This is a genomic window from Streptococcus sp. 1171_SSPC (assembly GCF_001069335.1).
Classification (GTDB): domain Bacteria; phylum Bacillota; class Bacilli; order Lactobacillales; family Streptococcaceae; genus Streptococcus; species Streptococcus xiaochunlingii.
Window position 1 is genome coordinate 1 of sequence record NZ_JWAK01000027.1, and the last position, 25,391, is coordinate 25,391.

General features: G+C 43.3%; 23 protein-coding genes and 3 tRNA genes. 25 read left to right on the forward strand and 1 reads right to left on the reverse strand.

Going from position 1 to position 25,391, the window contains the following annotated elements; all coding sequences use genetic code 11:
• The first annotated feature begins 2 nt into the window (after positions 1–2).
• The 19 genes from ADF75_RS05160 to purH all read left to right on the forward strand — a co-directional run bounded on the left by ADF75_RS05160 (position 3) and on the right by purH (position 18,192).
• Positions 3–73: transfer RNA gene (locus ADF75_RS05160), tRNA-Gly, on the forward strand.
• A gap of 34 nt (positions 74–107) precedes the next feature.
• A tRNA-Ile gene (locus tag ADF75_RS05165) sits at positions 108–181 on the forward strand.
• A gap of 4 nt (positions 182–185) precedes the next feature.
• Positions 186–273: transfer RNA gene (locus ADF75_RS05170), tRNA-Ser, on the forward strand.
• Between the two features lie 143 nt (positions 274–416).
• The gene (pcsB, locus tag ADF75_RS05175; protein WP_048789393.1) at positions 417–1,664 is read left to right on the forward strand and encodes a peptidoglycan hydrolase PcsB; all 1,248 of its coding nucleotides are present in this window, start codon (positions 417–419) and stop codon (positions 1,662–1,664) included.
• A gap of 160 nt (positions 1,665–1,824) precedes the next feature.
• Positions 1,825–2,799, forward strand: coding sequence for a ribose-phosphate diphosphokinase (locus ADF75_RS05180; RefSeq protein ID WP_048789394.1), 975 nt, complete (start codon positions 1,825–1,827; stop codon positions 2,797–2,799).
• A gap of 358 nt (positions 2,800–3,157) precedes the next feature.
• A complete protein-coding gene (locus tag ADF75_RS10015) occupies positions 3,158–3,508 on the forward strand; it encodes an LPKTxAVK-anchored surface protein (protein ID WP_053090539.1) in 351 nt (116 codons plus the stop codon).
• A 95-nt stretch (positions 3,509–3,603) separates the two neighbouring features.
• Positions 3,604–4,470 carry a class B sortase, LPKTxAVK-specific gene (gene srtB, locus ADF75_RS05195; protein ID WP_048789395.1) on the forward strand — a complete coding sequence of 289 codons (867 nt, stop codon included), beginning with the start codon at positions 3,604–3,606 and terminating at the stop codon, positions 4,468–4,470.
• 164 nt (positions 4,471–4,634) lie between these two features.
• Complete coding sequence (locus tag ADF75_RS05200) at positions 4,635–5,816, forward strand: pyridoxal phosphate-dependent aminotransferase (protein WP_048789396.1); 1,182 nt, start codon at positions 4,635–4,637, stop codon at positions 5,814–5,816.
• On the forward strand, positions 5,800–6,579 hold the full coding sequence (gene recO, locus ADF75_RS05205; protein ID WP_048789397.1) for a DNA repair protein RecO: 780 nt from the start codon (positions 5,800–5,802) through the stop codon (positions 6,577–6,579). The genes ADF75_RS05200 and recO overlap by 17 nt, the downstream gene beginning before the upstream one ends.
• A complete protein-coding gene (gene plsX, locus ADF75_RS05210) occupies positions 6,576–7,580 on the forward strand; it encodes a phosphate acyltransferase PlsX (protein WP_048789398.1) in 1,005 nt (334 codons plus the stop codon). Before recO ends, plsX begins: the two co-directional genes overlap by 4 nt.
• Positions 7,577–7,822: a phosphopantetheine-binding protein gene (locus ADF75_RS05215; RefSeq protein WP_048687889.1), complete on the forward strand. Its 246-nt coding sequence runs from the start codon at positions 7,577–7,579 to the stop codon at positions 7,820–7,822. The genes plsX and ADF75_RS05215 overlap by 4 nt, the downstream gene beginning before the upstream one ends.
• 169 nt (positions 7,823–7,991) lie before the next feature.
• On the forward strand, positions 7,992–8,699 hold the full coding sequence (gene purC, locus ADF75_RS05220) for a phosphoribosylaminoimidazolesuccinocarboxamide synthase (RefSeq protein WP_048789399.1): 708 nt from the start codon (positions 7,992–7,994) through the stop codon (positions 8,697–8,699).
• Positions 8,700–8,762: 63 nt separating this feature from the next.
• Positions 8,763–12,488, forward strand: a complete 3,726-nt coding sequence (locus tag ADF75_RS05225; protein WP_048789400.1) for a phosphoribosylformylglycinamidine synthase — start codon at positions 8,763–8,765, stop codon at positions 12,486–12,488.
• A gap of 12 nt (positions 12,489–12,500) precedes the next feature.
• Positions 12,501–13,940, forward strand: a complete 1,440-nt coding sequence (gene purF / locus ADF75_RS05230; protein ID WP_048687883.1) for an amidophosphoribosyltransferase — start codon at positions 12,501–12,503, stop codon at positions 13,938–13,940.
• A gap of 245 nt (positions 13,941–14,185) precedes the next feature.
• On the forward strand, positions 14,186–15,208 hold the full coding sequence (purM, locus tag ADF75_RS05235; RefSeq protein ID WP_048789401.1) for a phosphoribosylformylglycinamidine cyclo-ligase: 1,023 nt from the start codon (positions 14,186–14,188) through the stop codon (positions 15,206–15,208).
• A complete protein-coding gene (gene purN, locus ADF75_RS05240) occupies positions 15,208–15,765 on the forward strand; it encodes a phosphoribosylglycinamide formyltransferase (RefSeq protein ID WP_048789402.1) in 558 nt (185 codons plus the stop codon). Before purM ends, purN begins: the two co-directional genes overlap by 1 nt.
• Before the next feature lie 2 nt (positions 15,766–15,767).
• Positions 15,768–16,136 (forward strand): hypothetical protein, encoded by a 369-nt coding sequence (locus tag ADF75_RS05245; protein WP_236128260.1) that lies wholly within the window; start codon positions 15,768–15,770, stop codon positions 16,134–16,136.
• A gap of 42 nt (positions 16,137–16,178) precedes the next feature.
• On the forward strand, positions 16,179–16,643 hold the full coding sequence (locus ADF75_RS05250) for a GNAT family N-acetyltransferase (protein WP_048789404.1): 465 nt from the start codon (positions 16,179–16,181) through the stop codon (positions 16,641–16,643).
• Position 16,644: 1 nt separating this feature from the next.
• Positions 16,645–18,192 (forward strand): bifunctional phosphoribosylaminoimidazolecarboxamide formyltransferase/IMP cyclohydrolase, encoded by a 1,548-nt coding sequence (gene purH, locus ADF75_RS05255; protein ID WP_048789405.1) that lies wholly within the window; start codon positions 16,645–16,647, stop codon positions 18,190–18,192.
• A 54-nt stretch (positions 18,193–18,246) separates the two neighbouring features.
• Here the strand turns inward: purH and ADF75_RS05260 are convergent, their stop codons facing one another.
• Positions 18,247–19,260, reverse strand: coding sequence for a GBS Bsp-like repeat-containing protein (locus tag ADF75_RS05260; protein WP_048687873.1), 1,014 nt, complete (start codon positions 19,258–19,260; stop codon positions 18,247–18,249).
• Positions 19,261–19,445: 185 nt separating this feature from the next.
• Between ADF75_RS05260 and purD the strand changes: the two genes are divergently transcribed.
• The 6 genes from purD (at position 19,446) to purB (ending at position 25,330) form a co-directional block, all read left to right on the forward strand.
• Complete coding sequence (gene purD / locus ADF75_RS05265) at positions 19,446–20,708, forward strand: phosphoribosylamine--glycine ligase (RefSeq protein WP_048789406.1); 1,263 nt, start codon at positions 19,446–19,448, stop codon at positions 20,706–20,708.
• 298 nt (positions 20,709–21,006) lie between these two features.
• On the forward strand, positions 21,007–21,498 hold the full coding sequence (gene purE, locus ADF75_RS05275; RefSeq protein ID WP_048789408.1) for a 5-(carboxyamino)imidazole ribonucleotide mutase: 492 nt from the start codon (positions 21,007–21,009) through the stop codon (positions 21,496–21,498).
• Positions 21,485–22,564, forward strand: a complete 1,080-nt coding sequence (gene purK, locus ADF75_RS05280; protein WP_048789409.1) for a 5-(carboxyamino)imidazole ribonucleotide synthase — start codon at positions 21,485–21,487, stop codon at positions 22,562–22,564. The genes purE and purK overlap by 14 nt, the downstream gene beginning before the upstream one ends.
• A gap of 120 nt (positions 22,565–22,684) precedes the next feature.
• Entirely contained in the window at positions 22,685–23,635 is a 951-nt protein-coding gene (locus ADF75_RS05285; RefSeq protein WP_048789410.1) for a ketopantoate reductase family protein, read from the forward strand.
• A gap of 8 nt (positions 23,636–23,643) precedes the next feature.
• On the forward strand, positions 23,644–23,868 hold the full coding sequence (locus tag ADF75_RS05290; protein WP_048687864.1) for a hypothetical protein: 225 nt from the start codon (positions 23,644–23,646) through the stop codon (positions 23,866–23,868).
• 163 nt (positions 23,869–24,031) lie between these two features.
• Positions 24,032–25,330, forward strand: a complete 1,299-nt coding sequence (purB, locus tag ADF75_RS05295; protein WP_048789411.1) for an adenylosuccinate lyase — start codon at positions 24,032–24,034, stop codon at positions 25,328–25,330.
• The last annotated feature ends 61 nt before the right edge of the window (positions 25,331–25,391 follow it).

A 25,391-nucleotide genomic window follows, 5' to 3' on the forward strand; every position in this document is an offset into this window, starting at 1 on the left:
AAGCGGGTGTAGTTTAGTGGTAAAACTACAGCCTTCCAAGCTGTTGTCGCGAGTTCGATTCTCGTCACCCGCTTTGAACTTTTTGTTCATTACCAAGTTTTTAACTTGGGCGCGTAGCTCAGGTGGTTAGAGCGCACGCCTGATAAGCGTGAGGTCGGTGGTTCGAGTCCACTCGTGCCCATTTTGGAGAATTACTCAAGAGGCTGAAGAGGACGGTTTGCTAAATCGTTAGGTCGGGTAACTGGCGCGGGGGTTCGAATCCCCCATTCTCCGTACAGAATCAAGTTAGCTTTCTAGCTAACTTTTTTGTTACTTTGATACATCAATAGAAATAAAATTGTAACAAAGGCGTAATATAAAATCTTTCATTTTCTGTTATACTAGTTAGTGTCTTATATGAAGGAGTCTTTTATTTTATGAAGAAAAAATTATTAACGACTATTTTACTTACTACAGTTGCTTTATCACAAGTAGGTACGGTTATTTCTGTAGGAGCTGATTCTACTGATGATAAAATTGCCGCACAAGATAGTAAAATTGCTGATTTGAGTTCAAAAGAACAAAGTGCGCAGGCACAAGTTGATCAAATTCAAGCTCAAGTTTCTGAAATCAAAAAACAACAAGAAACTCTTAAAGCTGAAAATGAACGTTTGAATGAAGAGTCTGCTAAACTTTCTGCAGAGATTGAAGAGCTCTCTAAGAACATTGTTGCTCGTCAAGAATCATTAGCGAACCAAGCACGTAGTGCTCAAACAACAGGAACTGCTACAAGTTACATTAACGCTATTGTAAGTTCTGGTTCTTTGACTGAAGCTATTTCACGCGTTTCTGCAATGAATGAGATTGCTAGTGCGAATAACAAAATGTTGGAAGAGCAAAAACGTGATAAAGAAGATATCGATGCTAAGCAAAAAGAAAACAACGATGCCATTAACACTGTTATTGCGAACCAACAACAATTAAATGATGATGAACAAGCTTTAGCAACTAAGGAAGCTGAGTTGAAAGTCGCTCAATTGAATTTAGCGGCTGAAAAGTCAACAGCTGAAAATGAAAAGAATGCTTTGCTTGAAGAAAAAGCAGCAGCTGAGAAAGCAGCAGCTGAGAAAGCAGCTGCAGAAGCTGCATACCGTGCTCAACAAGAAGAACAGCGTAAGGCTGTAGAAGCATCTGCTAATACTAACTTGCAAGTACAAGTGCAAGCTGCTACTCAAACACCTGCAGCTGAAGGTGCACAACCTCAAGCAACTGTTGCAACTCCTGCTGCAGCACCAGCAGTTCAAACTCAAACAGTTGCTACACCAGCAGCAACTAGTCGTCCAACATACAGCTCTTCTGCAAGTTCATACCCAGTAGGTGAATGTACTTGGGGTGCGAAAGTATTGGCTCCTTGGGCTGGCGATTACTGGGGTAATGGAGCACAGTGGGCTGCAAGTGCCGCAGCTGCTGGATTCCGTACTGGTAGCCAACCACAAGTTGGAGCTATTGCATGTTGGAATGACGGTGGATATGGACACGTAGCGGTTGTTACGGCTGTTCAATCTACTACAAGTATCCAAGTATCTGAATCTAACTACTTAGGTATCCGTAGCATTGGGAACTACCGTGGATGGTTCAACCCAGTGAATGCACAAGGATCAGTTACTTATATCTATCCAAACTAAAAAATTAAAACACTCACTTTTAGTGGGTGTTTTTTACTATAGTTACTATTTTAATTTTTGATGGATTATGGATTGAAAAATCATGTAAAAAGCGTTACAATGGGTAAAGAGAAGATTTGTACAATTTGTACATTGTGGTTAAATTTATGTGGAGGAAATCATGTCGTTTTCGGATTTAATGCTGTTTGCTTTATCTTCTAACCAAGATTTGGCTGAACGTGTCTCTAAGGAGATGGGATTGCCACTTGGGAAGTCGACCGTACGTCAATTTTCAGATGGGGAAATCCAAGTCAATATCGAGGAGTCTATTCGTGGGAAAGAGGTCTATATTCTTCAATCTACGAGCTCTCCTGTCAATGATAATTTAATGGAAATATTGATCATGGTTGACGCCTTAAAACGTGCCAGTGCTCAAACCATTAATGTAGTGATGCCTTATTATGGTTATGCTCGTCAAGACCGTAAAGCTCGCGCTCGTGAGCCAATTACATCCAAATTAGTTGCCAATATGTTAGAGATTGCTGGTGTAGATCGCCTTTTAACCATTGATTTGCATGCGGCTCAGATTCAAGGGTTCTTTGATATTCCAGTGGATCATTTGATGGGGGCTCCATTGATTGCAGACTACTTTGAACGTCGTGGCATGATTGGTTCTGACTATGTGGTAGTCAGTCCAGACCACGGTGGTGTGACGCGTGCTCGTAAGCTAGCTGAATTTTTGAAAACACCGATCGCCATCATTGATAAACGTCGGAGTGTTGATAAAATGAACACTAGCGAAGTCATGAATATCATTGGGAACGTTGAAGGGAAAACTTGTATCCTGATCGATGATATGATTGATACTGCGGGAACCATTTGCCACGCTGCGGATGCACTTGCTGAAGCAGGAGCTGTAGAAGTCTATGCAAGTTGTACGCACCCTGTATTGTCAGGTCCAGCTATGGACAATATTCAAAAATCAGCGATTAAGAAGTTGGTGGTGTTGGATACCATCTTCCTACCTGAAGACCGCTTAATCGATAAAATTGAACAAATCTCCATTGCAAAACTTTTGGCAGAAGCGATTATCCGCATCCATGAAAAACGTCCTTTGTCTCCTCTATTTGAAATTGGAAATGCGAAAAAATCTTAAAAATGTAAAGAAGAGGTTATAAAAAGCCTCTTTTTTGAAGAAAGGAAAGATATGTTTTTCAACTGGTTAAAAAAAGAAAGTAAGATCAATAATCAGAGGGAGGAGTTGCTGAAGGAAGCACAAAAAAATGAGGATAGATTGGATCCTTGTCTACCCAAAAAGACCTTGCCAAAGAGTGGTGTAGTCAAATAGAGTAAGAAAAATGCCTTAGAAAATCAAATAGTTTGTTTCCTAAAAAAAATTAAAAAAATTTTAAAATTAGCTAAAAAATTTGTTGACAGATATATGATATAGTAGTATACTTAAACTAGTTACGAAGTAACGAAATATTTTTAAAATGAAAAAAGGAGATAAAACAATGAAAAAAGTTTTATTATCATCAGTAGCAGCACTTGCAGTATTTGCAGCAGCAGCACCAGTATTTGCAGAAGGTGAACTTGGAGCAAATCGTTGGTCAAACGAATCAGGTTACTATGCAAACACTGATGTAGAAGCAACAGTTCCTGAAATCAAGGCAGAAAACGATAAAGACCTTGGTGTTAAATCAGAAAAATGGACTCGTGATGCTAACAAACTTAAAGAAGGTGAAGTTCTTAAAGTAGAAAAAGGTGACGTAGAAGCTCCTAAAGCTGAAGAAAAGAAAGAAGACGCTAAAGCTCCAGCAGCAGCAGGACAAAAAACTCTTCCAAAAACAAGCGCAGTTAAATAATTTAATTATTAATTAGCTCATAAAAATACACTGGGTCCTTGGGCTCAGTGTATTTTTTAGAAAAAATCGAATACTTATTAGGAGAATTCTAATTTATGAAACGAGCAGAGAAACAGACGACTTCCAAAGGAAAGGGATTGGGAATTCTTTTTGCCTTAGTAGCCGTTGTAGCACTTGTTCTTGGGTTTATTTTCTTCAATCCATTTGGTAAACAAAAATCCACATCGACACATCAGGAAACTGCGAAATCTACAAGTGGTTCGACTAGTTCTAAACAAGAGGTAAAATATACCCCTAGTCAAGAGGAGAAAGATTACTTAGCAAATCGTTTTGCTCAATTTACTGCAGTTAATCCAGAGACGATTGCCTATGTTTATGCTCCTGGTACGGAGTTAGATGAGCCAGTGGTTCAAACAGGTGATAATGCTACTTACTTGGATAAAACTTTTGAAGGTGGCTACCAACCGTATTTAGGTACGGTCTTCATGGATACGGATAACAAAAAAGATTTTAGTGATCGGTTGACTTGGTTATTCGGTCATGCTCGTGGTAGCAAGGTTGCAGATCATCGGATGTTTAACGATGTTAACTTCTATGATAACCAAAAGTACTTTGATCAACATCCTTATGTAGTTATTGAAACACCTGAGCGTAAGTATTATTATGAAGCAATGTGCTTGGTCATTGTTCCTGAAACGACTGCTTTCTACCGTACAAGCTTTAAGGATGATGAAGATTTCACTACCCAATTGAAGCATAACTATGAAGGATCGCGGACAAAGAATCTAAATATTAAAATCAAAGCTTCTGATAAGTACTTAGTCTTGTCTACTTGTCGTGAAGAAGATGAAACGATCCGTTCCAATCTCTACCTTCGTCAAATTCCGGATTCGGAAATGAAGGATTTCTTGGCGAAACATGGTGATCAGTTGAATTATGTTGCAACACGTGGTCAAGAATAAAAATGATTTGGTGAACCTTATTCAATGAGAGGATTTAGCATTTGCTAAGTCCTTTTTTGATGAGAAAGGTCATTATTGTATCATTTTAGTTGGGGCTAGCCCCTTTTTTGCGATGGTTTTCTATTTATAGTATAATGGTGATAGAACTTTTTTTGGAGGTGGCTATGGATTTAACAAAACGGTTTAATCAAAATTTGAATCGAATCGAGATTTCTTTGATTCGTCAGTTTGACCAAGCCATTTCTTCTATTCCAGGTGTCTTACGTTTAACCTTGGGTGAGCCAGATTTTACGACGCCAGATCATGTAAAGGAAGCAGCAAAAGCGGCTATTGACGCTAACCAGAGCCATTATACGGGGATGAGTGGTTTGCTAGCTCTACGTGAAGCTGCTAGTCAGTTTGTAGCTGAAAAATATAACCTACAGTATCGACCAGAGGATGAAATTTTGGTCACGATTGGGGCAACGGAGGCCCTTTCTGCGACCTTGACCGCTATATTGGAACCAGGAGATGTAGTGCTCTTACCAGCACCAGCTTATCCTGGTTACGAACCTATTATTAAACTGATGGGGGCTAGTGTCGTCGAAATTGATACGACAGGCAATCGCTTTATCCTCAGCCCTGAGGCTTTAGAAAAGGCCATAGAAGAGCAAGGGGATCGCGTCAAGGCGGTTATTCTCAACTACCCAGCTAATCCGACAGGTGTTACCTACTCTAAGGAGCAGATGCAGGAGTTGGCTAGGGTCTTGAAGAAATATGAAGTCTTTGTCATTTGTGACGAAGTTTATTCAGAGCTAACCTATACAGGACAGCCTCACGTTTCCTTAGGATCCTATCTACGGGACCAAGCCATTATTATCAATGGTTTATCAAAGTCTCATGCTATGACAGGCTGGAGACTCGGTTTTATCTTTGCGCCGGCTTCCTTGACAGCTCAATTAATCAAGAGTCATCAGTACTTGGTGACTGCAGCGGGGACCATGAACCAGTATGCAGCCATTGAAGCCTTAACGGTTGGTAAAGACGACGCAGAGCCGATGAAACGGGAATACATAGAGCGTCGAGATTATATCATCAAAGAAATGTCTGCCATGGGCTTTGATATTATCCGCCCGGATGGGGCCTTCTATATTTTTGCTAAGATCCCACAAGGATATCTTCAAAATTCCTTCGATTTTTTGAAGCTCCTAGCCCAAGAAAAGGCTGTTGCCTTTATCCCAGGAATGGCTTTTGGTCCTTACGGCGAAGGATATGTGCGCTTGTCTTATGCAGCAAGTATGGAAGTGATCCAAGAAGCGATGAGTCGGTTGAAGGAGTTTATGAAAGAACATGCTGGAGAGCATTGAGAGTCGTGGCATCGTCCTCTACCATCGGGATTACCGAGAGGACGATAAGCTGGTTAAGATCTTTACAGAGCAGGCTGGAAAGCTGATGTTTTTCGTGAAACATGCCAATCGTTCTCGGTTGAATTCTATGATCCAACCGTTGACTTTAGCGGATATGTATCTGAAAATCAATGATGACGGACTCAGCTATATCGAAGATATTCATGAGGTTCAAAGTTTCCAAGGGATTAATCAAGATCTTTTTCGTCTTTCCTACGCAACCTATATACTGGCCTTGGCAGATGCTAGTATACAGGATCGTCAACCTGATCCAGCTTTATTTGCTTTTTTAGAGCAGACCTTGCAATTGATGGATCGGGGCTTGGATTATGAAATCTTGACCAATATTTTTGAAATGCAGATTTTATCCCGATTTGGTGTTGCCTTAAACGTCCATGAGTGTTGTGTCTGTCATCGAGTGGGGCTACCTTTTGATTTTTCATTCCGCTTGGGTGGTGTCCTTTGCCCAGATCATTATGATCGTGACGAAAGACGGGCCCACTGGGATCCAAATGCTCTCTATTTGCTAGATCGTTTTCAAGCCGTGAAATTTAGTGAGTTAGAGACGATTTCCATCCATGATGCGATGAAGAAAGAGTTGAGAAAGTGTCTAGACCAACTCTATGATGAATATGTCGGCATTCATCTTAAAGCTAAGAAATTTATTGATTCCCTGGGAAGCTGGGGAGAGATCTTAAAAGATCAGTCTGGAGGTAAGAAATGAAAAAAATTGCAGTTGATGCAATGGGTGGAGATCATGCTCCACAGGCCCTGGTAGAAGGGGTCAATCAAGCCATACAAGAATTTAAGGATATTGAAGTCATTTTGTATGGGGATGAGGCTAAAATTAAGCAATACCTAACGGCAACTGAACGGGTATCCATCGTCCATACGGATGAGAAAATCAACTCAGATGATGAGCCAACTCGTGCGATTCGTCGGAAAAAGCAAGCAAGTATGGTCTTAGCAGCGCATGCAGTTAAGAATGGGGAAGCGGATGCGATGCTTTCTGCAGGAAATACAGGAGCTCTTCTTGCCTCTGGTTACTTCATCGTCGGTCGGATCAAGGTCATCGATCGTCCAGGTTTGATGTCGACTCTTCCTACCCTTGATGGGAAGGGCTATGATATGTTGGATCTGGGGGCAAATGCTGAAAATACGCCAACACACTTGCACCAATATGCGATTATGGGAGCCTATTATGCAGAGAATGTCCGTGGCATTAAGCGGCCTCGTATCGGTCTCTTAAATAACGGAACAGAGGAAAGCAAGGGGGATCCCCTACGCAAGGAGACCTATCAACTATTAGCAGCGGATCCTTCTCTTAATTTTATAGGAAATGTGGAAGCGCGTGACTTGATGGATGGAGTTGCTGACGTCATTGTGACAGATGGATTTACAGGTAATGCTGTCCTTAAGACTATGGAAGGAACTGCTCTGGGCCTCTTTAAACAGTTGAAAACGGTCCTTAGTGGTGGTGGGTTGAAAGCCAAGATTGGAGCCTTCCTCTTGAAGAATGATCTACGAGGTTTGAAAAAGACCTTGGATTATTCAGATGTTGGAGGTGCGGTCTTGTTTGGCTTGCAAGCCCCTGTCGTGAAAACCCATGGTTCTAGTGATGCCAAGGCTGTCTATAGCACAATTCGCCAGATCCGGACCATGTTGGAAACAGATGTTATTCGTAAATCTGTGGTTGAATTATCAGAATTGGAGGAAGAGAAATGAGTCGTCATCAAGAAATTTTTAAACTAGTTGAAGGGTTGATTCAAGATAATAAGGGATCTGACTATGAGGTCTCTTTGGATTTGGATTTACGAAAAGACTTGGAAGTGGATTCCGTTGATCTCATGGAATACATTATTTATTTGGAAGAAGCCTATCAAATCAATATTCCAGACAAGGATATTGATGCCATGGCAACTGTTGGAGATATGGTAGACTACGTTTTGAAGAAAACAAGCAAATAAAGTTCGGTTTTTACGAACGAATAAGCATCTAAAAATAAGAGGTTGAATCTTTTTGATTCAATCTCTTATTATTTTTGTGTTACAAGCGAACAAGATACGGATTTAACTTGAAAAAACAACCTCTCTGTGATACACTGAAAGGGATAAAAGATGAAAGGCGAACAAGAAGATGTCCGATCAATTAATTTATACGGGGAAAGCAAAAGATATTTATAGTACAGAAGACGAACATGTGATTAAGTCCGTTTATAAGGACCAGGCCACCATGCTGAATGGAGCTCGCAAAGAGACCATTGAGGGGAAAGGTGTGCTCAACAATCAGATTTCGTCTCTTATTTTTGAAAAATTGAATGCTGCGGGTGTAGAGACGCACTTTATCGAACGTATTTCTGATACCGAACAATTGAACAAGAAGGTTACTATCATTCCTTTGGAGGTTGTTCTACGTAATGTGACTGCGGGTTCCTTTTCTAAACGGTTTGGCGTTGAAGAAGGTTTGGACTTGGAGACTCCAATCGTTGAATTTTACTACAAGAATGATGAGTTGGATGATCCCTTTATCAATGATGAGCATGTCAAGTTCTTGGATATTGCCAATGATGAGCAAATTGCTTATATCAAGGAAGAAACGCGTCGTATCAATGAATTGTTGAAAGATTGGTTTGCACAAATTGGTCTTCGTTTGATTGACTTCAAATTGGAATTTGGTTTTGATAAGGATGGCAAGATTATCTTGGCAGATGAATTCTCACCAGATAACTGCCGTCTTTGGGATGCGGAAGGGCACCATATGGACAAGGATGTTTTCCGTAGAGACTTGGGCAGTCTGACAGATGTGTACAAGGTTGTGTTAGAGAAATTGCAGGGCTTGAAGTAATCTTTTTGAAACGGAAAACCTTCGTCTTCAAGAGCATGTTTGAATAGAAATAAAGGAAATAAAATGGATAAACGTATTTTCGTTGAGAAAAAAGCTGATTTTCGTGTGAAATCGGACTCTTTAGTAAAAGAATTACAGCATAATCTTCAGTTGAAAACGTTGAAGGATCTTCGGATTGTTCAGGTTTATGATGTCTTTGGTTTGGCAGAGGACTTGTTTGCGCGTGCGGAAAAACATATCTTCTCTGAGCAAGTGACTGATACTGTTTTGGACGAGGCTGCGGTTCAGGCTGATCTTGAGAACTATGCTTTCTTTGCTATCGAAAGTTTGCCTGGTCAATTTGACCAACGGGCAGCATCTTCGCAAGAAGCTTTGCTTTTGCTTGGTAGTTCAAATGATGTAACAGTGAACACAGCGCAATTGTACTTGGTTAACAAGGATATTGATGCGAATGAGTTGGAAGCTGTCAAAAACTACCTCTTGAATCCAGTGGATTCTCGTTTCAAAGATATCACTGTTGGTATTGCGAAACAGGATTTTTCTGAGTCTAACAAGACCATTCCAAGCTTGGATTTCTTTGAAATTTATACGGCAGAAGATTTTGCACAGTATAAGGCTGAGCAAGGATTGGCCATGGAAGTGGATGACCTTCTCTTCATTCAAGATTACTTCAAGTCTATTGGACGTGTGCCAACTGAGACTGAGTTGAAGGTGTTGGATACCTACTGGTCTGACCACTGCCGTCATACAACTTTCGAGACTGAGTTGAAAAACATCGACTTCTCAGCTTCTAAATTTGAAAAACAATTGCAAGCGACTTATGACAAATATATCGCCATGCGTGACGAGTTGGGACGTACGGAAAAACCTCAAACCTTGATGGATATGGCCACTATTTTTGGTCGTTATGAGCGTGCTAATGGTCGTTTGGATGACATGGAAGTGTCTGATGAAATCAATGCCTGCTCTGTTGAAATTGAAGTGGATGTCAATGGTGTGAAAGAACCATGGCTTCTTATGTTCAAGAATGAAACCCACAACCACCCAACTGAAATCGAACCATTTGGTGGTGCGGCTACTTGTATTGGTGGTGCCATTCGTGACCCATTGTCAGGTCGTTCATACGTTTACCAAGCCATGCGTATCTCAGGTGCTGGTGATATTACAGCTCCAATTTCAGCAACTCGTGCTGGTAAATTGCCACAACAAGTGATCTCTAAAACAGCGGCTCACGGTTATTCTTCATACGGTAACCAAATTGGTTTGGCGACAACTTATGTTCGTGAATACTTCCACCCAGGTTTCGTTGCTAAGCGTATGGAGCTAGGTGCAGTTGTCGGTGCGGCTCCTAAAGAAAATGTTGTCCGTGAAAAACCTGAAGCAGGTGATGTGATTATCTTGCTCGGTGGGAAGACTGGACGTGACGGTGTCGGTGGTGCGACAGGTTCTTCTAAAGTTCAAACGGTTGAATCTGTTGAAACAGCTGGTGCTGAGGTTCAAAAAGGGAATGCCATCGAAGAACGTAAGATTCAACGTCTTTTCCGTAATGGGGAAGTGACCCGTCTGATCAAGAAATCAAATGACTTTGGTGCTGGTGGTGTCTGTGTGGCGATCGGTGAATTGGCAGATGGTCTTGAAATTGATCTAGACAAAGTGCCATTGAAATACCAAGGTTTGAACGGTACAGAAATTGCCATCTCTGAATCTCAAGAACGGATGGCTGTCGTGGTTCGTCCAGAAGATGTAGATGCCTTCGTCGCAGCATGTAACAAAGAAAATATTGATGCTGTTGTCGTTGCAACAGTGACGGAGAAACCAAATCTTGTCATGCACTGGAATGGTGAAACCATCGTTGATTTGGAACGTCGTTTCCTTGATACAAACGGTGTACGTGTGGTTGTAGATGCTAAGGTGGTTGACAAGGATGTTAAGCTTCCAGAAGAACGTCAAACATCTGCTGCAACCCTTGAAGCTGATACTCTTGAAGTCCTGGCTGACCTTAACCATGCCAGTCAAAAAGGGTTACAAACCATCTTTGATAGTTCAGTTGGTCGTTCAACAGTCAATCACCCACTCGGTGGTCGCTACCAAATTACACCAACGGAAGCTTCTGTACAGAAATTGCCAGTCCAACATGGCGTGACAACAACTGCTTCTGTTATGGCGCAAGGATTTAACCCTTATATCGCCGAATGGTCTCCATATCATGGTGCTGCTTATGCGGTCATCGAAGCAACTGCTCGTTTGGTTGCTGCTGGTGCCAACTGGTCTAAGGCTCGGTTCTCTTATCAAGAATACTTCGAGCGGATGGATAAACAAGCAGAGCGTTTTGGCCAACCAGTATCAGCTCTTCTTGGATCCATTGAAGCTCAGATTCAACTTGGTTTGCCATCTATCGGTGGTAAAGACTCGATGTCTGGTACCTTTGAAGAATTGACAGTACCACCAACCTTGGTTGCTTTTGGGGTAACAACTGCGGATAGCCGTAAGGTTCTTTCTCCAGAATTTAAAGTTGCTGGTGAAAATATTTACTACATTCCTGGTCATGCTTTGGCACAAGAAATTGACTTTGGACTCATCAAGTCGAACTTTGCTCAATTTGAAGCTATCCAAGCTGACCACAAAGTGACAGCCGCATCAGCTGTTAAATATGGTGGTGTGGTTGAAGCTCTTGCCCTTGCAACATTTGGGAACCATATCGGAGCAAACGTCGAATTAGCTGACCTTGACACTAGCTTGACAGCCCAATTGGGTGGATTCGTCTTCACATCGACTGAAGAAATTGCAGGTGTTGCTAAGATCGGACAAACAGTAGCTGACTTTACACTTACTGTCAATGGTGTAACGCTTGATGGACACAAACTTGACAGTGCTTTCCAAGGTAAATTGGAAGAAGTTTACCCAACGGAATTTGCACAAGCAACTGAGTTGGAAGAAGTACCTGCTGTAGCAACAGATGCTGTGATTAAAGCTAAAGAAACAGTTGATACACCAGTGGTTTACATCCCAGTATTCCCAGGTACCAACTCTGAGTACGATTCAGCTAAGGCCTTTGAAAAAGAAGGCGCAAAAGTTAACTTGGTACCATTTGTCACACTGAATGAAGAGGTGATTGTCAAGTCTGTTGACACCATGGTTGACAACATTGAAAAAGCCAACATTATCTTCTTTGCAGGTGGCTTCTCAGCAGCGGATGAACCAGATGGATCAGCTAAATTTATCGTTAACATCTTGCTCAATGAAAAAGTTCGTTCGGCTATTGATAGCTTCATCGAACGCGGTGGCTTGATCATCGGTATCTGTAATGGATTCCAAGCTCTTGTCAAATCAGGTCTCCTTCCATACGGTAACTTTGAAGATGCAAGCAGTACCAGTCCAACCCTCTTCTACAATGATGCCAACCAACACGTGGCTAAGATGGTGGAAACACGGATTGCCAATACCAACTCACCATGGCTTGCGGGAGTAGAAGTTGGAGACATCCACGCTATCCCAGTATCACACGGTGAAGGGAAGTTTGTCGTGACAGCTGAGGAATTCGCAGAGCTTCGTGACAATGGTCAAATCTTTAGCCAATACGTTGATTTTGAGGGCCAACCAAGCATGGATTCTAAATACAATCCAAATGGTTCTGTCCATGCCATCGAAGGAATTACCAGCAAGAACGGTCAAATCATCGGGAAGATGGGTCACTCAGAACGTTTTGAAGACGGTCTCTTCCAAAATATTCCAGGAAATAAAGATCAACATCTTTTTGCATCAGCGGTTCAATACTTTACTGGAAAATAAAAGGTATACAACATGACATACGAAGTAAAATCTCTTAATGAAGAGTGTGGAGTCTTTGGGATTTGGGGACATCCAGACGCAGCAAAACTCACCTATTTTGGCCTTCACAGTCTCCAACACCGGGGACAAGAAGGGGCAGGCATCTTGGCCAATGACCAAGGAACCTTGAGACGCCATCGGGATACAGGTCTGCTTTCAGAAGTCTTTCGGAATCCTTTAAATCTTGAAAAATTGACAGGATCTTCTGCTATTGGACATGTTCGCTATGCGACAGCGGGGGAAGCGTCTGTGGATAACATCCAACCCTTCCTCTTCCGCTTTCACGATACGCAGTTTGGTCTGGCCCATAATGGGAATTTGACCAATGCCCAATCGCTCAAATCGGAATTAGAAAAAAATGGAGCCATCTTTAGCTCGACCTCTGACTCAGAAATTCTGGCCCACTTGATCCGTCGGAGCCACAACCCTTCCTTTATGGGGAAAATCAAGGAAGCACTCAATACGGTCAAAGGTGGGTTTGCTTATCTGATGCTGTTTGAAGATAAGCTGATCGCGGCGTTGGACCCAAATGGCTTCCGTCCTCTTTCTATCGGGAAAATGGCCAATGGTGCCTTGGTTGTTTCTTCGGAAACCTGTGCCTTTGAGGTGATTGGGGCAGAATGGATTCGAGATGTGCATCCTGGTGAGCTCGTGATTTTCGATGAAAATGGTATTACCTATGATCGCTATACGGATGATACTCAACTAGCGATTTGTTCTATGGAGTATATCTATTTTGCTCGTCCTGATTCCAATATCCAAGGAGTCAACGTCCATACGGCTCGCAAGCGGATGGGCGCTCAGTTAGCACGAGAATTTAAGAACCAAGCAGATATTGTAGTGGGGGTTCCCAACTCCTCTCTCAGTGCGGCCATGGGCTTTGCGGAAGAATCCGGTCTGCCAAATGAAATGGGCTTGATCAAGAATCAGTATGTCCAACGGACCTTTATCCAACCGACTCAGGAATTGCGGGAACAAGGAGTGCGGATGAAGCTCTCTGCCGTATCTGGGGTCGTGAAAGGCAAACGGGTTGTCATGATTGATGATTCTATTGTACGTGGAACGACCTCTCGTCGGATTGTGAAATTGTTGAAAGAAGCAGGGGCTACTGAAGTCCATGTGGCAATTGCCAGTCCAGCTCTGGCTTATCCATGTTTCTACGGAATTGATATTCAGAGCCGCGAGGAGCTGATCGCAGCCAACCATACAGTAGAGGAAACTTGTGAGATTATTGGTGCGGATAGCTTGACCTACTTGTCCATTGATGGCTTGATTGATTCTATTGGTATTGATACCGATGCACCAAACGGTGGTCTTTGTGTAGCTTACTTCGATGGGAAATACCCAACACCTTTATATGACTACGAAGAACGCTATTTGGAAAGCTTGAATGAGCAGACCTCCTTTTATTAGGAATGTTTGCAAGTGAATCTGATCAATCACAGTAGACTCTAGGAAGAGAAAAAGGAATAAACAAATGACAAATAAGAATGCATACGCTCCACGTCTCACTACTGACTAAAAGCTAAAGCATTTGTCAGTAGACGCTTTGTCCTATGGGATCAAAGCTAGAGACCTGACTAGTATTTTTAGATAAAAAGATGGTTTATCTAAAAATACGTCGCAATCTTTCTCAAAAAAAGAAAAGGAATGAACAAATGACAAACAAAAATGCTTACGCGCAGTCTGGTGTAGATGTTGAAGCGGGTTATGAAGTTGTTGAACGGATCAAAAAACACGTGGCACGTACGGAACGTGCGGGTGTTATGGGAGCTCTTGGTGGTTTCGGTGGCATGTTTGACCTTTCAAAAACAGGTGTCAAAGAGCCTGTTTTGATCTCAGGTACGGACGGTGTCGGAACTAAGATCATGCTGGCCATCAAGTACGATAAGCACGATACAATCGGTCAGGACTGTGTGGCTATGTGTGTCAACGATATCATCGCTGCAGGTGCAGAGCCCCTCTACTTCTTGGACTACGTCGCAACTGGTAAAAATGAACCAGCTAAATTGGAACAAGTCGTTGCTGGTGTAGCTGAAGGGTGTGTGCAGGCTGGAGCAGCCCTCATCGGTGGGGAAACTGCTGAAATGCCTGGTATGTATGGCGAAGACGACTATGACTTGGCTGGGTTTGCTGTCGGTGTTGCAGAAAAATCTCAAATTATCGACGGTTCAAAAGTAGCTGAGGGGGATGTGATTCTTGGCCTTGCATCAAGTGGTATCCATTCAAATGGTTACTCACTCGTGCGTCGTGTCTTTGCGGATTACACAGGTGAAGAAGTATTACCTGAGTTAGAAGGCAAGAAACTTAAAGACGTTCTTCTTGAACCAACTCGTATCTACGTTAAGGCTGTTATACCGCTCATCAAAGAAGAATTGGTCAACGGAATCGCCCATATCACAGGTGGTGGTTTCATCGAAAATGTACCACGTATGTTCTCAGATGACTTGGCTGCTGAAATTGATGAAAGCAAAGTGCCAGTTCTTCCGATTTTCAAAGCCCTTGAAAAATATGGCCAAATCAAACATGAAGAAATGTTTGAAATCTTCAACATGGGTATTGGTCTCATGCTTGCGGTCAAACTAGAAAATGTGGAACGTGTCAAAGAACTTCTTGACGAACCTGTTTATGAAATTGGTCGGATTGTCAAGAAGACAGATGCAAATGTGGTGATAAAATAATGGCTAAAAAAATTGCTGTTTTTGCTTCCGGAAATGGTTCAAACTTCCAGGTGATCGCGGAACAATTTCCAGTAGAATTTGTTTTTTCAGATCACCGGGATGCCTATGTCATAGAACGTGCCGAAAAGCTAGGGGTATTAACCTATGCCTTTGAACTCAAAGAGTTTGAGAACAAGGCAGACTATGAAGGAGCCATTGTCGAACTTTTGGATAAACATCAGATTGACTTGGTTTGCCTCGCAGGCTACATGAAAATCGTTGGCCCAACCTTACTAGCAGCTTATGAAGGTCGAATTATCAATATTCACCCAGCCTATCTTCCGGAATTTCCAGGTGCTCATGGTATTGAGGATGCTTGGAATGCAGGTGTAGCTGAGAGCGGTGTGACCATTCACTGGGTGGACTCTGGTGTTGATACCGGTAAGGTCATCAAACAAGTCCGTGTACCACGCCTTGAAGGGGATACCCTTGCTACTTTCGAAACGCGCATCCACGAAACAGAGTACAAGCTCTATCCGGAAGTCTTGGATAGTTTGGGAGTGGAGAGGAAGAAATGATTATGGACCAATACTATATGGAGTTAAAGAATAAGTTATCTAACAGACCAATCCTACTGGATAATACTAAGGATTTTCTTTTTGTTTTAGTAAATACAGTGAAAGCTATGATAGAAAATACTGATAAAAGTCAGCTTTCAGAGTTAGATAAAATTTTAGACGGTGTCACAAGTCAAGAATTAAAACTTGCCTATGATTTTTGTCAAGGAAAATTCGGTCAAGCAGGTTTTTCTTATCGTCGGCACCCGAATTATTTTTATTTGTCCAGTTTAATTGCGACCTTTCCAGAATTTGAGTTGTCTAAAGCAGACCGAGATTACCTCAAAGGAATCATAAATTTTGATAACTACCTTTTATATGAGTTAGATTAGTCTTTAATCACCTCAAAATCCTATTTATTCAAAAGGAGAAAAATGATTAATCTGAAATTAGTAGATGAGAGCAGTTTTCAGGCAGTGCTGGATTTGAAAATATCTGATGCTGATGAACGAGCGCGTTTTGTAGCTCCCAATGAGCGTTCTTTAGCTGACGCATGGCTCTACCGAGAGAATGGGGATGTGTTTCCCATGGCAATCTATTGGAATGAGCTAGTAGTTGGTTTTCTACTGTTGGAAATAGATAAGGATGAGGCAGAATACTTTATCTGGCGGATAATGATTGGCCAGCAGTACCAAGGAAAAGGTTATGGACGAAAAGCCTTGGAAGTTCTGATCAAAGAGGCTCAGATGGATAGAGATTGCAATCATATTATCGCAGATTATGTGGTTGGAAATGAAAAAATGAAGTACCTGCTGACTAGTTTGGGTTTTCAGGAAACAGGATTTATAGAAGAAAATAACGAAGTCGCTATGCGGTTGGATCTAAAGAAAGAGGAATAGAATGACTAAACGCGCACTAATTAGTGTTTCAGATAAAGCGGGCATTGTTGAATTTGCCCAAGAACTCAAGAAACTTGGTTGGGACATCATCTCAACTGGTGGTACTAAAGTTGCCCTTGATAATGCTGGTGTTAATACCATTGCTATCGATGATGTGACTGGTTTCCCAGAAATGATGGATGGTCGTGTCAAGACTCTCCACCCAAATATCCATGGCGGTCTCCTCGCTCGTCGTGACCTCGATAGCCACCTAGAGGCTGCTAAGGACAACAAGATTGAGTTGATCGACCTTGTGGTGGTCAACCTTTACCCATTTAAGGAAACCATCCTCAAACCAGACGTGACTTACGCTGATGCAGTTGAAAACATCGATATCGGTGGTCCATCCATGCTTCGTTCAGCAGCGAAGAACCACGCTAGCGTCACAGTCGTGGTAGACCCTACTGACTATGCTGTTGTGCTTGACGAATTGGCAGCAAATGGCGAAACCTCTTATGAAACTCGCCAACGTTTGGCAGCAAAAGTATTCCGCCACACAGCAGCCTATGATGCTTTGATCGCAGAATACTTCACTGCTCAAGTGGGTGAAGAAAAACCTGAAAAACTTACTTTGACTTATGATCTCAAGCAAGCCATGCGTTACGGGGAAAACCCTCAACAAGACGCAGACTTCTACCAAAAGGCCTTGCCAACGGATTATTCGATTGCATCCGCGAAACAGCTCAACGGGAAAGAATTGTCCTTCAATAATATCCGCGATGCGGATGCTGCGATTCGGATCATCCGTGATTTCAAAGACCGTCCAACCGTTGTGGCTTTGAAACATATGAACCCATGTGGGATTGGTCAAGCTGATGATATTGAAACTGCTTGGGACTACGCTTATGAGTCTGACCCAGTATCCATCTTCGGTGGAATCGTCGTTCTCAACCGTGAGGTAGACGCTACGACGGCTCAAAAAATGCATGGAGTCTTCCTTGAAATCATCATTGCACCAAGCTACACAGATGAAGCGCTTGAAATCTTGACAACTAAGAAGAAAAACTTGCGGATTCTTGCGTTGCCGTTTGATGCTCAAGATGCTAGCGAAGTGGAAGCAGAATACACTGGTGTTGTTGGTGGTCTCCTCGTTCAAAATCAAGACGTTGTCAAAGAAAGTCCAGCTGACTGGCAAGTAGTGACCAAACGCCAACCAACGGAGACAGAAGCGACAGCTCTTGAGTTTGCTTGGAAGGCTATCAAGTACGTCAAATCAAATGGGATCATCGTGACCAACGACCACATGACACTTGGTGTTGGCCCTGGTCAAACCAACCGTGTGGCATCTGTCCGCATCGCTATTGACCAAGCTAAAGACCGCCTTGACGGTGCTGTCCTTGCTTCAGATGCCTTCTTCCCATTTGCGGATAACGTAGAAGAAATCGCTAAGGCAGGAATTAAGGCTATCATCCAACCGGGTGGATCAGTCCGTGACCAAGAGTCAATCGAAGCGGCTGATAAATATGGTTTGACCATGATCTTTACAGGTGTTCGTCACTTCAGACATTAATCTAAAAAGGCACTCATCGATTGATGAGCGCCTTTTGTTCTGGTTAGGAATTCCTTAATTTGGATAGATATAGCTGACTGTTCCCCAGACAACATTCGTGGGGTCAAACCAGCCACGGAAATTGTTGATGGTCCGATTTCCATTGTAATTAGCTTCTTTTACTTGGATTTTTTGATCATGTTCGACCTCCGTCACGACTGCAACGTGGCCATAGCCTCCATTATCCCAACAGGCGATAGCACCGACCTCTGGGGTATTTCCTGTCCGGAAGCCCGCAGCGCGTGCACTAGCTGCCCACATGCCACCGTTTCCCCACCAGTTTTGTGACCAAGGAGCTAGCTCTTTTGCCGCCCAGGTACATTCGCCGACGGGATAGTAATTATCCGGTTGAGTGACCAGTGGAGCAGGTTTGACCCGCTCGACCTGAAATTCAGTGGCAAGCAGGCCTTTTAAGTGCCCCTTGTCTTTTTGGTAGACGTGGAGATGAAAGGTTCCTTTCCCTGTATGTTTCTCGGCATTGAAGGATAATTGGTAGCGACCAGGTGCCGTTCTTTTTGCGGGATACCAGATCAAGTCGTCTTGGCCATCTTGTTCAGACCAGATGGGAAAGAAGACCTCCTCCACATCTTCAAAAAGCTGGAGTTGGATCTCAAATAGCTGTGCAGTGCTAGGTCGGACTGTAATCTTGGGTTGGGAAGAAGTCAGATCTTTTTCTTCAATGATTGTCTGTAGAGGAAACAGTCCTTCAATATTTCCGTTAGAATGGATCCCGTAGACATGGATGTGATAAAGTCCTGCTTGATCCAAATGATTAGTCAGAGGTACTTGCAAATCAAACCCATTTTCTCCTCGTTGGACAGGATACCAAATGAGGTCGTCCTGGCCATTTTGCTCGGACCAAATGGGGACGCTAACGCTTTGGAAGCGATCTGGAATGGTCCCGAGGTGGACAACTAATTGTCCTTTTTCCTTGTAGATATAATTGACGTTTTGGTCTGCTCTTGCAACTTGTGAAGCTCCTGCCCAGAAAAGACAAGCTGCCAAGAGTAGTTTCTTTATTCTCTGCATAAAACTCCTTTTTTAAAAAATATTAGAGGTCTCAATTATAATATTCGTAAAAAGGAGCAGAAATTTAAAAAATAATGAAAAAAGTTTGTTTTCTAATGAAAATCATCGGATATTCCTTGAAATATTAGAATAAAACGAACGATTATGATATAATTTAATAAAATAATTCGCAAAAGAGGTTCGAGATGAAACTTTTGGTTGTTGGATCTGGCGGTCGTGAGCATGCGATTGCCAAGAAATTGTTGGAGTCTAAAGACGTTGAGCAGGTTTTTGTGGCTCCTGGTAATGACGGGATGCGATTAGATGGTCTGGATTTGATCAATATCGGAATTTCCGAACATTCTAAGCTGATTGACTTCGCAAAAGTCAATGAGATTGCTTGGACCTTTATCGGTCCAGATGATGCCCTTGCGGCTGGAATCGTGGATGACTTCAATGCAGCTGGACTCAAAGCCTTTGGTCCGACTAAGGCTGCGGCTGAGCTGGAGTGGTCTAAGGATTTTGCCAAGGAAATCATGGTCAAATACGACGTTCCGACAGCAGCCTATGGGACCTTTTCAGATTTCGAGGAAGCCAAGGCCTACATCGAAGAAAAAGGCGCTCCAATCGTCGTCAAGGCAGACGGTTTGGCCCTTGGGAAAGGTGTCGTCGTTGCGGAGACAGTTGAGCAAGCCGTTGAAGCGGCTCACGAGATGCTGTTGGACAATAAATTCGGTGATTCAGGTGCGCGTGTGGTCATCGAGGAATTCCTTGATGGAGAAGAGTTCTCTCTCTTTGCCTTTGTCAATGGGGACAAGTTCTACATTATGCCAACGGCTCAGGACCACAAACGTGCTTATGATGGCGACAAGGGTCCTAACACTGGTGGGATGGGGGCCTATGCACCAGTTCCTCACTTGCCACAAAGCGTGGTTGACACAGCGATTGACACCATTGTCAAGCCAGTTCTTGAAGGCATGATCAAAGAAGGGCGTCCGTATCTTGGTGTCCTTTACGCGGGGCTTATCTTGACAGCTGATGGACCGAAAGTTATCGAGTTCAACGCTCGTTTTGGTGATCCTGAAACGCAAATTATCTTGCCTCGTTTGACATCTGACTTTGCACAAAACATCACTGACATTTTGGATGGCAAAGAGCCGGCCATCACTTGGACGGACAAGGGGGTGACACTGGGCGTGGTTGTAGCATCCAACGGCTACCCACTCGCTTATGAGAAGGGTGTCAAGCTTCCAGCCAAGACAGATGGTGATATCATCACTTACTATGCCGGTGCCGAATTCGCTGAAAATGGACAAGAGCTTCTCTCAAACGGCGGACGCGTCTACATGCTGGTTACCACAGCAGACACCGTCAAAGACAGCCAAAACATTATCTACAACGAACTCAACAAACAAAACACAAAAGGCCTGTTCTACCGTAAGGATATCGGTAGCAAGGCGAATAAATAAAACTCTTTGAAAATCTTCGATTGACTGTGTTAAATCTCCTTGATGAACTTTAGTTCTATCTTCGTCGCTTTGCCTTGTCACTCTATGATTTTCTTCGAGTTTTCGAATATCAATGCTATATTAGGCGACGAAGTCGCCAAACACGATGATGGTCGCCGTGGTGAAAAGACCAGAACAGATCCTGTTCTGGTCGGGGGAAACTTTGAGACCTTAGGCTCAAAGTTTAGGAATGAAACCGAAGGTTTGCTTCCGTCCCCACCACCTAAGAACATTATCAAAAAAAGAAAAAGGAAAAATTATGACTAAACCAGTAATTTCCATCATCATGGGCTCAAAATCCGACTGGGCAACCATGCAAAAAGCTGCTGAAGTCCTTGACAACTTCGGCATCGCTTACGAAAAGAAGGTTGTTTCCGCACACCGTACACCGGACCTCATGTTCAAACATGCCGAAGAAGCACGTAGCCGTGGCATCAAGGTCATCATCGCGGGTGCAGGTGGCGCTGCTCACTTACCAGGGATGGTTGCTGCTAAAACAACCCTTCCAGTTATCGGGGTACCTGTCAAGTCTCGTGCCCTTAGCGGTGTGGATTCTCTTTATTCTATCGTTCAAATGCCAGGTGGAGTGCCAGTCGCAACCATGGCAATCGGTGAAGCCGGTGCGACTAACGCTGCCCTCTTTGCCCTTCGTCTCCTTTCAGTAGAGGATCAGGCTATTGCGACAGCTTTGGCGGATTTTGCTGAAGAACAAGGAAAAATTGCAGAGGAGTCTACAAATGAGCTCAACTAAAACCATTGGTATCATCGGTGGTGGTCAACTCGGTCAGATGATGGCGATCTCAGCTATCTACATGGGACACAAGGTTATCGCGTTGGACCCAGCAGCTGATTGCCCAGCCTCTCGCGTGGCAGAAATCATCGTAGCCCCATACGACGACGTGGATGCTCTTCGTCAGTTGGCAGAGCGTTGTGATATTCTCACTTATGAATTTGAAAATGTGGATGCTGACGGTTTGGACCCCGTTATCAAGGATGGTCAGCTTCCACAAGGGACAGACCTACTCCGCATCTCCCAAAACCGTATTTTTGAGAAGGACTTTCTTTCTAACAAGGCCCAAGTCACTGTAGCACCTTACAAGGTCGTGACCTCAAGCCAAGACTTGGCAGATATCGACCTGTCTAAAAACTATGTCCTCAAGACGGCGACCGGTGGCTACGATGGCCATGGTCAGAAGGTCATTCGTTCAGAAGCAGATTTGGAAGAGGCCTATGCTTTAGCTGATTCAGCAGACTGCGTTTTAGAAGAGTTCGTCAACTTTGACCTTGAAATTTCGGTCATCGTGTCAGGTAACGGCAAGGACGTGACAGTCTTTCCCGTTCAGGAAAATATCCACCGCAACAACATTCTTTCAAAAACCATTGTGCCCGCTCGCATTTCTGAAAATCTAGCTGAAAAAGCCAAGGCCATGGCAGTGCGAATTGCAGAACAACTCAACCTTTCTGGAACCCTTTGCGTGGAAATGTTTGCGACAGCTGATGACATTATCGTCAACGAAATCGCGCCTCGCCCACATAATTCAGGTCACTACTCAATTGAAGCCTGTGACTTTTCACAGTTTGACACGCATATCTTGGGCGTTCTCGGAGCACCACTTCCTGCTATTCACCTCCATGCACCAGCTGTTATGCTCAATGTTCTCGGCCAACACGTCGAGGCTGCTGAAACATATGTGACAGAAAATCCAAGCGCTCACCTCCACTTATATGGTAAACTAGAAGCAAAGCACAACCGCAAAATGGGACATGTGACTTTGTTTAGTATTGAACCAGATAAGGTTGAGGAGTTTGGGGAGTAAGACAGGACCCCAGCAATAAGGTCCGTCGTCTTACCCCTGCAAGGTTGACTAGGCTTGTCGCAGGTGAAAAATCGACAAGAGAAGCCAGACAACTACTGCTGGAAAGGAATTGATTTTTAAGTGAAAATAGCGATTCTAGGACTTGGAGTCATCGGGACCACTTATGCCTACGCCTTTCAAAAAGCAGGCCATCAAGTAGAGCACGTACTGAGAGATAGTAAGAAAAGCACTGCTCCGAAGGAATTGTCGGTTGATCTACTAGATGGTCGCTATCATTCCAAGGGTGAGAACAAACACGATACCTATGAGGTTCGTGTGGCAGAAGCTGATTCGGAATATGATTTTATTTTTCTGAGTGTGCGTCATGGGCTTGTCAAAGAGGCTGTGGAGACCTTGCTAAAAAATAATATCAAAGGCACCCTTGTTTTCTTCTGTAATTTTTGGGATACTCGAAAAGAGGTCCAAGAGTGGGCAGGAGATTATGACTATATTTTAGCTTTTCCAACAGCTGGAGGTCACATGCAGGAGGACCATTTGGATGGTGTCTTGTTCGACCATTTAATGCTAGAAGGTGAGCAAAAAGCACAGATTTCTAACTATGCTGATCTGACAACTTTACTGACTTCTGCAGATTTGAAGTGGGAAGTGCCTCATGATATGGTCGAGTGGATTTGGATTCACATGGCGATTAACGCAGGTGTTACTTCGACAGCCGCACGTTCGGGAAATCTGGAAAATCCAGAAGAATTGGCTTTGAACTTGATGAATAGTTCTTCGGAATTATCATTAGCCATCAAGGCCATTCGAGAGGCTTTGAAAGTTGTAGAAGCGCGTGGCGTGAATTTGAAGCTTTATAAAGCCGAGCTCTTGCCATACAAAATCCCTGCTTGGATAGCCGGAAAAGCCATGAAAATCATGTTTGCGAAAAATGAGCTGACTCGAAAAATTATGACCTTACACAATGATAAACAGGATATCTTCTATTGTTGTCAAAGTGTCTATCAGACTGGTCAGGAGTTAGGTGTGAAGATGCCTATTCTGGAAGCAAATATGAAGGGAATTTCGATTTAGGAGGTTTTATGATTCAACTCATCGTCAACGCATTTGTTGAAAAAGATAAGACTGGAGCAGTCGTCGAAGTCTTGTATGCTAGTAGTGATCATGAAAAAGTGAAAGCTAAGTATGAAGAGCTAGTTACACAATATCCTGAAAACTATTTAGCCATCTATGATCTACCGTTAGATACGGATTTGAATACACTGGATCATTATCCATCAGTGTGGATTGGGAAAGAAGAATTTTAATAAAACGACTTTTGTTCGTTAAACGGATGTTTCACGCCGTGGGGAAAGCGTAAGCGACGGAAATCTTGAGACTAGAGGCTCAAGATTTAGTCATGAGATTCCGGAGGAAGCTGCTGACGTCCGCCCCACATAAGTGAAACATCAAAAGAAAGGAAAATTAAACATGATTGATAGATATAGTCGCCCAGAAATGGCGAATATTTGGACTGAAGAAAATAAATACCGTGCTTGGCTTGAGGTGGAAATCTTGGCTGACGAAGCTTGGGCTGAATTGGGAGAAATCCCTAAGGAAGATGTGGCTTTGATTCGTGAAAAAGCAGACTTTGACATCGACCGTATTTTGGAAATCGAGCAGGAGACTCGCCACGATGTGGTTGCCTTCACACGTGCGGTTTCTGAAACGCTTGGTGAAGAGCGCAAGTGGGTCCACTATGGGTTGACTTCTACCGACGTGGTGGATACGGCCTATGGTTACCTCTACAAACAAGCCAACGATATCATCCGTAAGGATCTTGAAAACTTCCTTAACATCATCGCTGACAAAGCGAAAGAACACAAGTTCACTATCATGATGGGTCGTACCCACGGGGTGCACGCTGAGCCGACAACTTTTGGTTTGAAATTGGCAACTTGGTACAGCGAAATGAAACGGAACATCGAACGTTTCGAGCATGCGGCTGCTGGTGTGGAAGCTGGTAAGATTTCGGGTGCGGTTGGTAACTTTGCCAACATCCCACCATTCGTTGAAAAATACGTCTGTGATAAGCTTGGTATCCGTGCTCAAGAAATCTCGACACAGGTCCTTCCTCGTGACCTTCACGCTGAGTACTTTGCAGTTCTCGCTAGCATCGCAACATCGATCGAGCGTATGGCGACTGAAATCCGTGGTCTTCAAAAATCTGAACAACGTGAAGTAGAAGAGTTCTTTGCCAAAGGTCAAAAAGGATCTTCAGCAATGCCTCACAAACGCAATCCAATCGGTTCTGAAAACATGACAGGTCTTGCACGTGTGATCCGTGGTCACATGGTCACAGCTTATGAAAACGTAGCCCTTTGGCACGAACGCGATATCTCTCACTCATCAGCTGAGCGGATCATCGCACCAGATACAACCATCTTGATCGACTACATGCTCAACCGTTTCGGAAACATCGTTAAGAACTTGACAGTCTTCCCTGAAAACATGATCCGCAACATGAACTCTACATTTGGTTTGATCTTCAGCCAACGTGCGATGTTGACTTTGATTGAAAAAGGTATGACACGTGAGCAAGCTTACGACCTTGTTCAACCAAAGACAGCTCAATCATGGGATAACCAAGTAGATTTCAAACCACTTCTTGAAGCAGATCCAGAAGTGACATCACGTCTTACTCAAGAAGAAATCGATGAAATCTTCAACCCAACTTACTACACTAAACGGGTGGATGAAATCTTCGAACGCATCGGTTTAGGTGACTAAGCCCCTCATAAATTTGATAAAAAAAGAGGCTGGGACAAAAGTCCTAGCCTCTTAATTGTTT

Coding starts and splice junctions, on each gene's coding strand:
- purH (WP_048789405.1), top strand. CDS start 16,645: ATGACTAAACGCGCACTAATTAGTGTTTCAGATAAAGCGGGCATTGTT.
- ADF75_RS05225 (WP_048789400.1), top strand. CDS start 8,763: ATGGATAAACGTATTTTCGTTGAGAAAAAAGCTGATTTTCGTGTGAAA.
- purK (WP_048789409.1), top strand. CDS start 21,485: ATGAGCTCAACTAAAACCATTGGTATCATCGGTGGTGGTCAACTCGGT.
- ADF75_RS05260 (WP_048687873.1), bottom strand. CDS start 19,260: ATGCAGAGAATAAAGAAACTACTCTTGGCAGCTTGTCTTTTCTGGGCA.
- ADF75_RS05180 (WP_048789394.1), top strand. CDS start 1,825: ATGTCGTTTTCGGATTTAATGCTGTTTGCTTTATCTTCTAACCAAGAT.
- plsX (WP_048789398.1), top strand. CDS start 6,576: ATGAAAAAAATTGCAGTTGATGCAATGGGTGGAGATCATGCTCCACAG.
- ADF75_RS10015 (WP_053090539.1), top strand. CDS start 3,158: ATGAAAAAAGTTTTATTATCATCAGTAGCAGCACTTGCAGTATTTGCA.
- purM (WP_048789401.1), top strand. CDS start 14,186: ATGACAAACAAAAATGCTTACGCGCAGTCTGGTGTAGATGTTGAAGCG.
- ADF75_RS05250 (WP_048789404.1), top strand. CDS start 16,179: ATGATTAATCTGAAATTAGTAGATGAGAGCAGTTTTCAGGCAGTGCTG.
- purE (WP_048789408.1), top strand. CDS start 21,007: ATGACTAAACCAGTAATTTCCATCATCATGGGCTCAAAATCCGACTGG.
- purF (WP_048687883.1), top strand. CDS start 12,501: ATGACATACGAAGTAAAATCTCTTAATGAAGAGTGTGGAGTCTTTGGG.
- purB (WP_048789411.1), top strand. CDS start 24,032: ATGATTGATAGATATAGTCGCCCAGAAATGGCGAATATTTGGACTGAA.
- ADF75_RS05200 (WP_048789396.1), top strand. CDS start 4,635: ATGGATTTAACAAAACGGTTTAATCAAAATTTGAATCGAATCGAGATT.
- ADF75_RS05215 (WP_048687889.1), top strand. CDS start 7,577: ATGAGTCGTCATCAAGAAATTTTTAAACTAGTTGAAGGGTTGATTCAA.
- ADF75_RS05245 (WP_236128260.1), top strand. CDS start 15,768: ATGGACCAATACTATATGGAGTTAAAGAATAAGTTATCTAACAGACCA.
- pcsB (WP_048789393.1), top strand. CDS start 417: ATGAAGAAAAAATTATTAACGACTATTTTACTTACTACAGTTGCTTTA.
- ADF75_RS05290 (WP_048687864.1), top strand. CDS start 23,644: ATGATTCAACTCATCGTCAACGCATTTGTTGAAAAAGATAAGACTGGA.
- srtB (WP_048789395.1), top strand. CDS start 3,604: ATGAAACGAGCAGAGAAACAGACGACTTCCAAAGGAAAGGGATTGGGA.
- recO (WP_048789397.1), top strand. CDS start 5,800: ATGCTGGAGAGCATTGAGAGTCGTGGCATCGTCCTCTACCATCGGGAT.
- purC (WP_048789399.1), top strand. CDS start 7,992: ATGTCCGATCAATTAATTTATACGGGGAAAGCAAAAGATATTTATAGT.
- purD (WP_048789406.1), top strand. CDS start 19,446: ATGAAACTTTTGGTTGTTGGATCTGGCGGTCGTGAGCATGCGATTGCC.
- purN (WP_048789402.1), top strand. CDS start 15,208: ATGGCTAAAAAAATTGCTGTTTTTGCTTCCGGAAATGGTTCAAACTTC.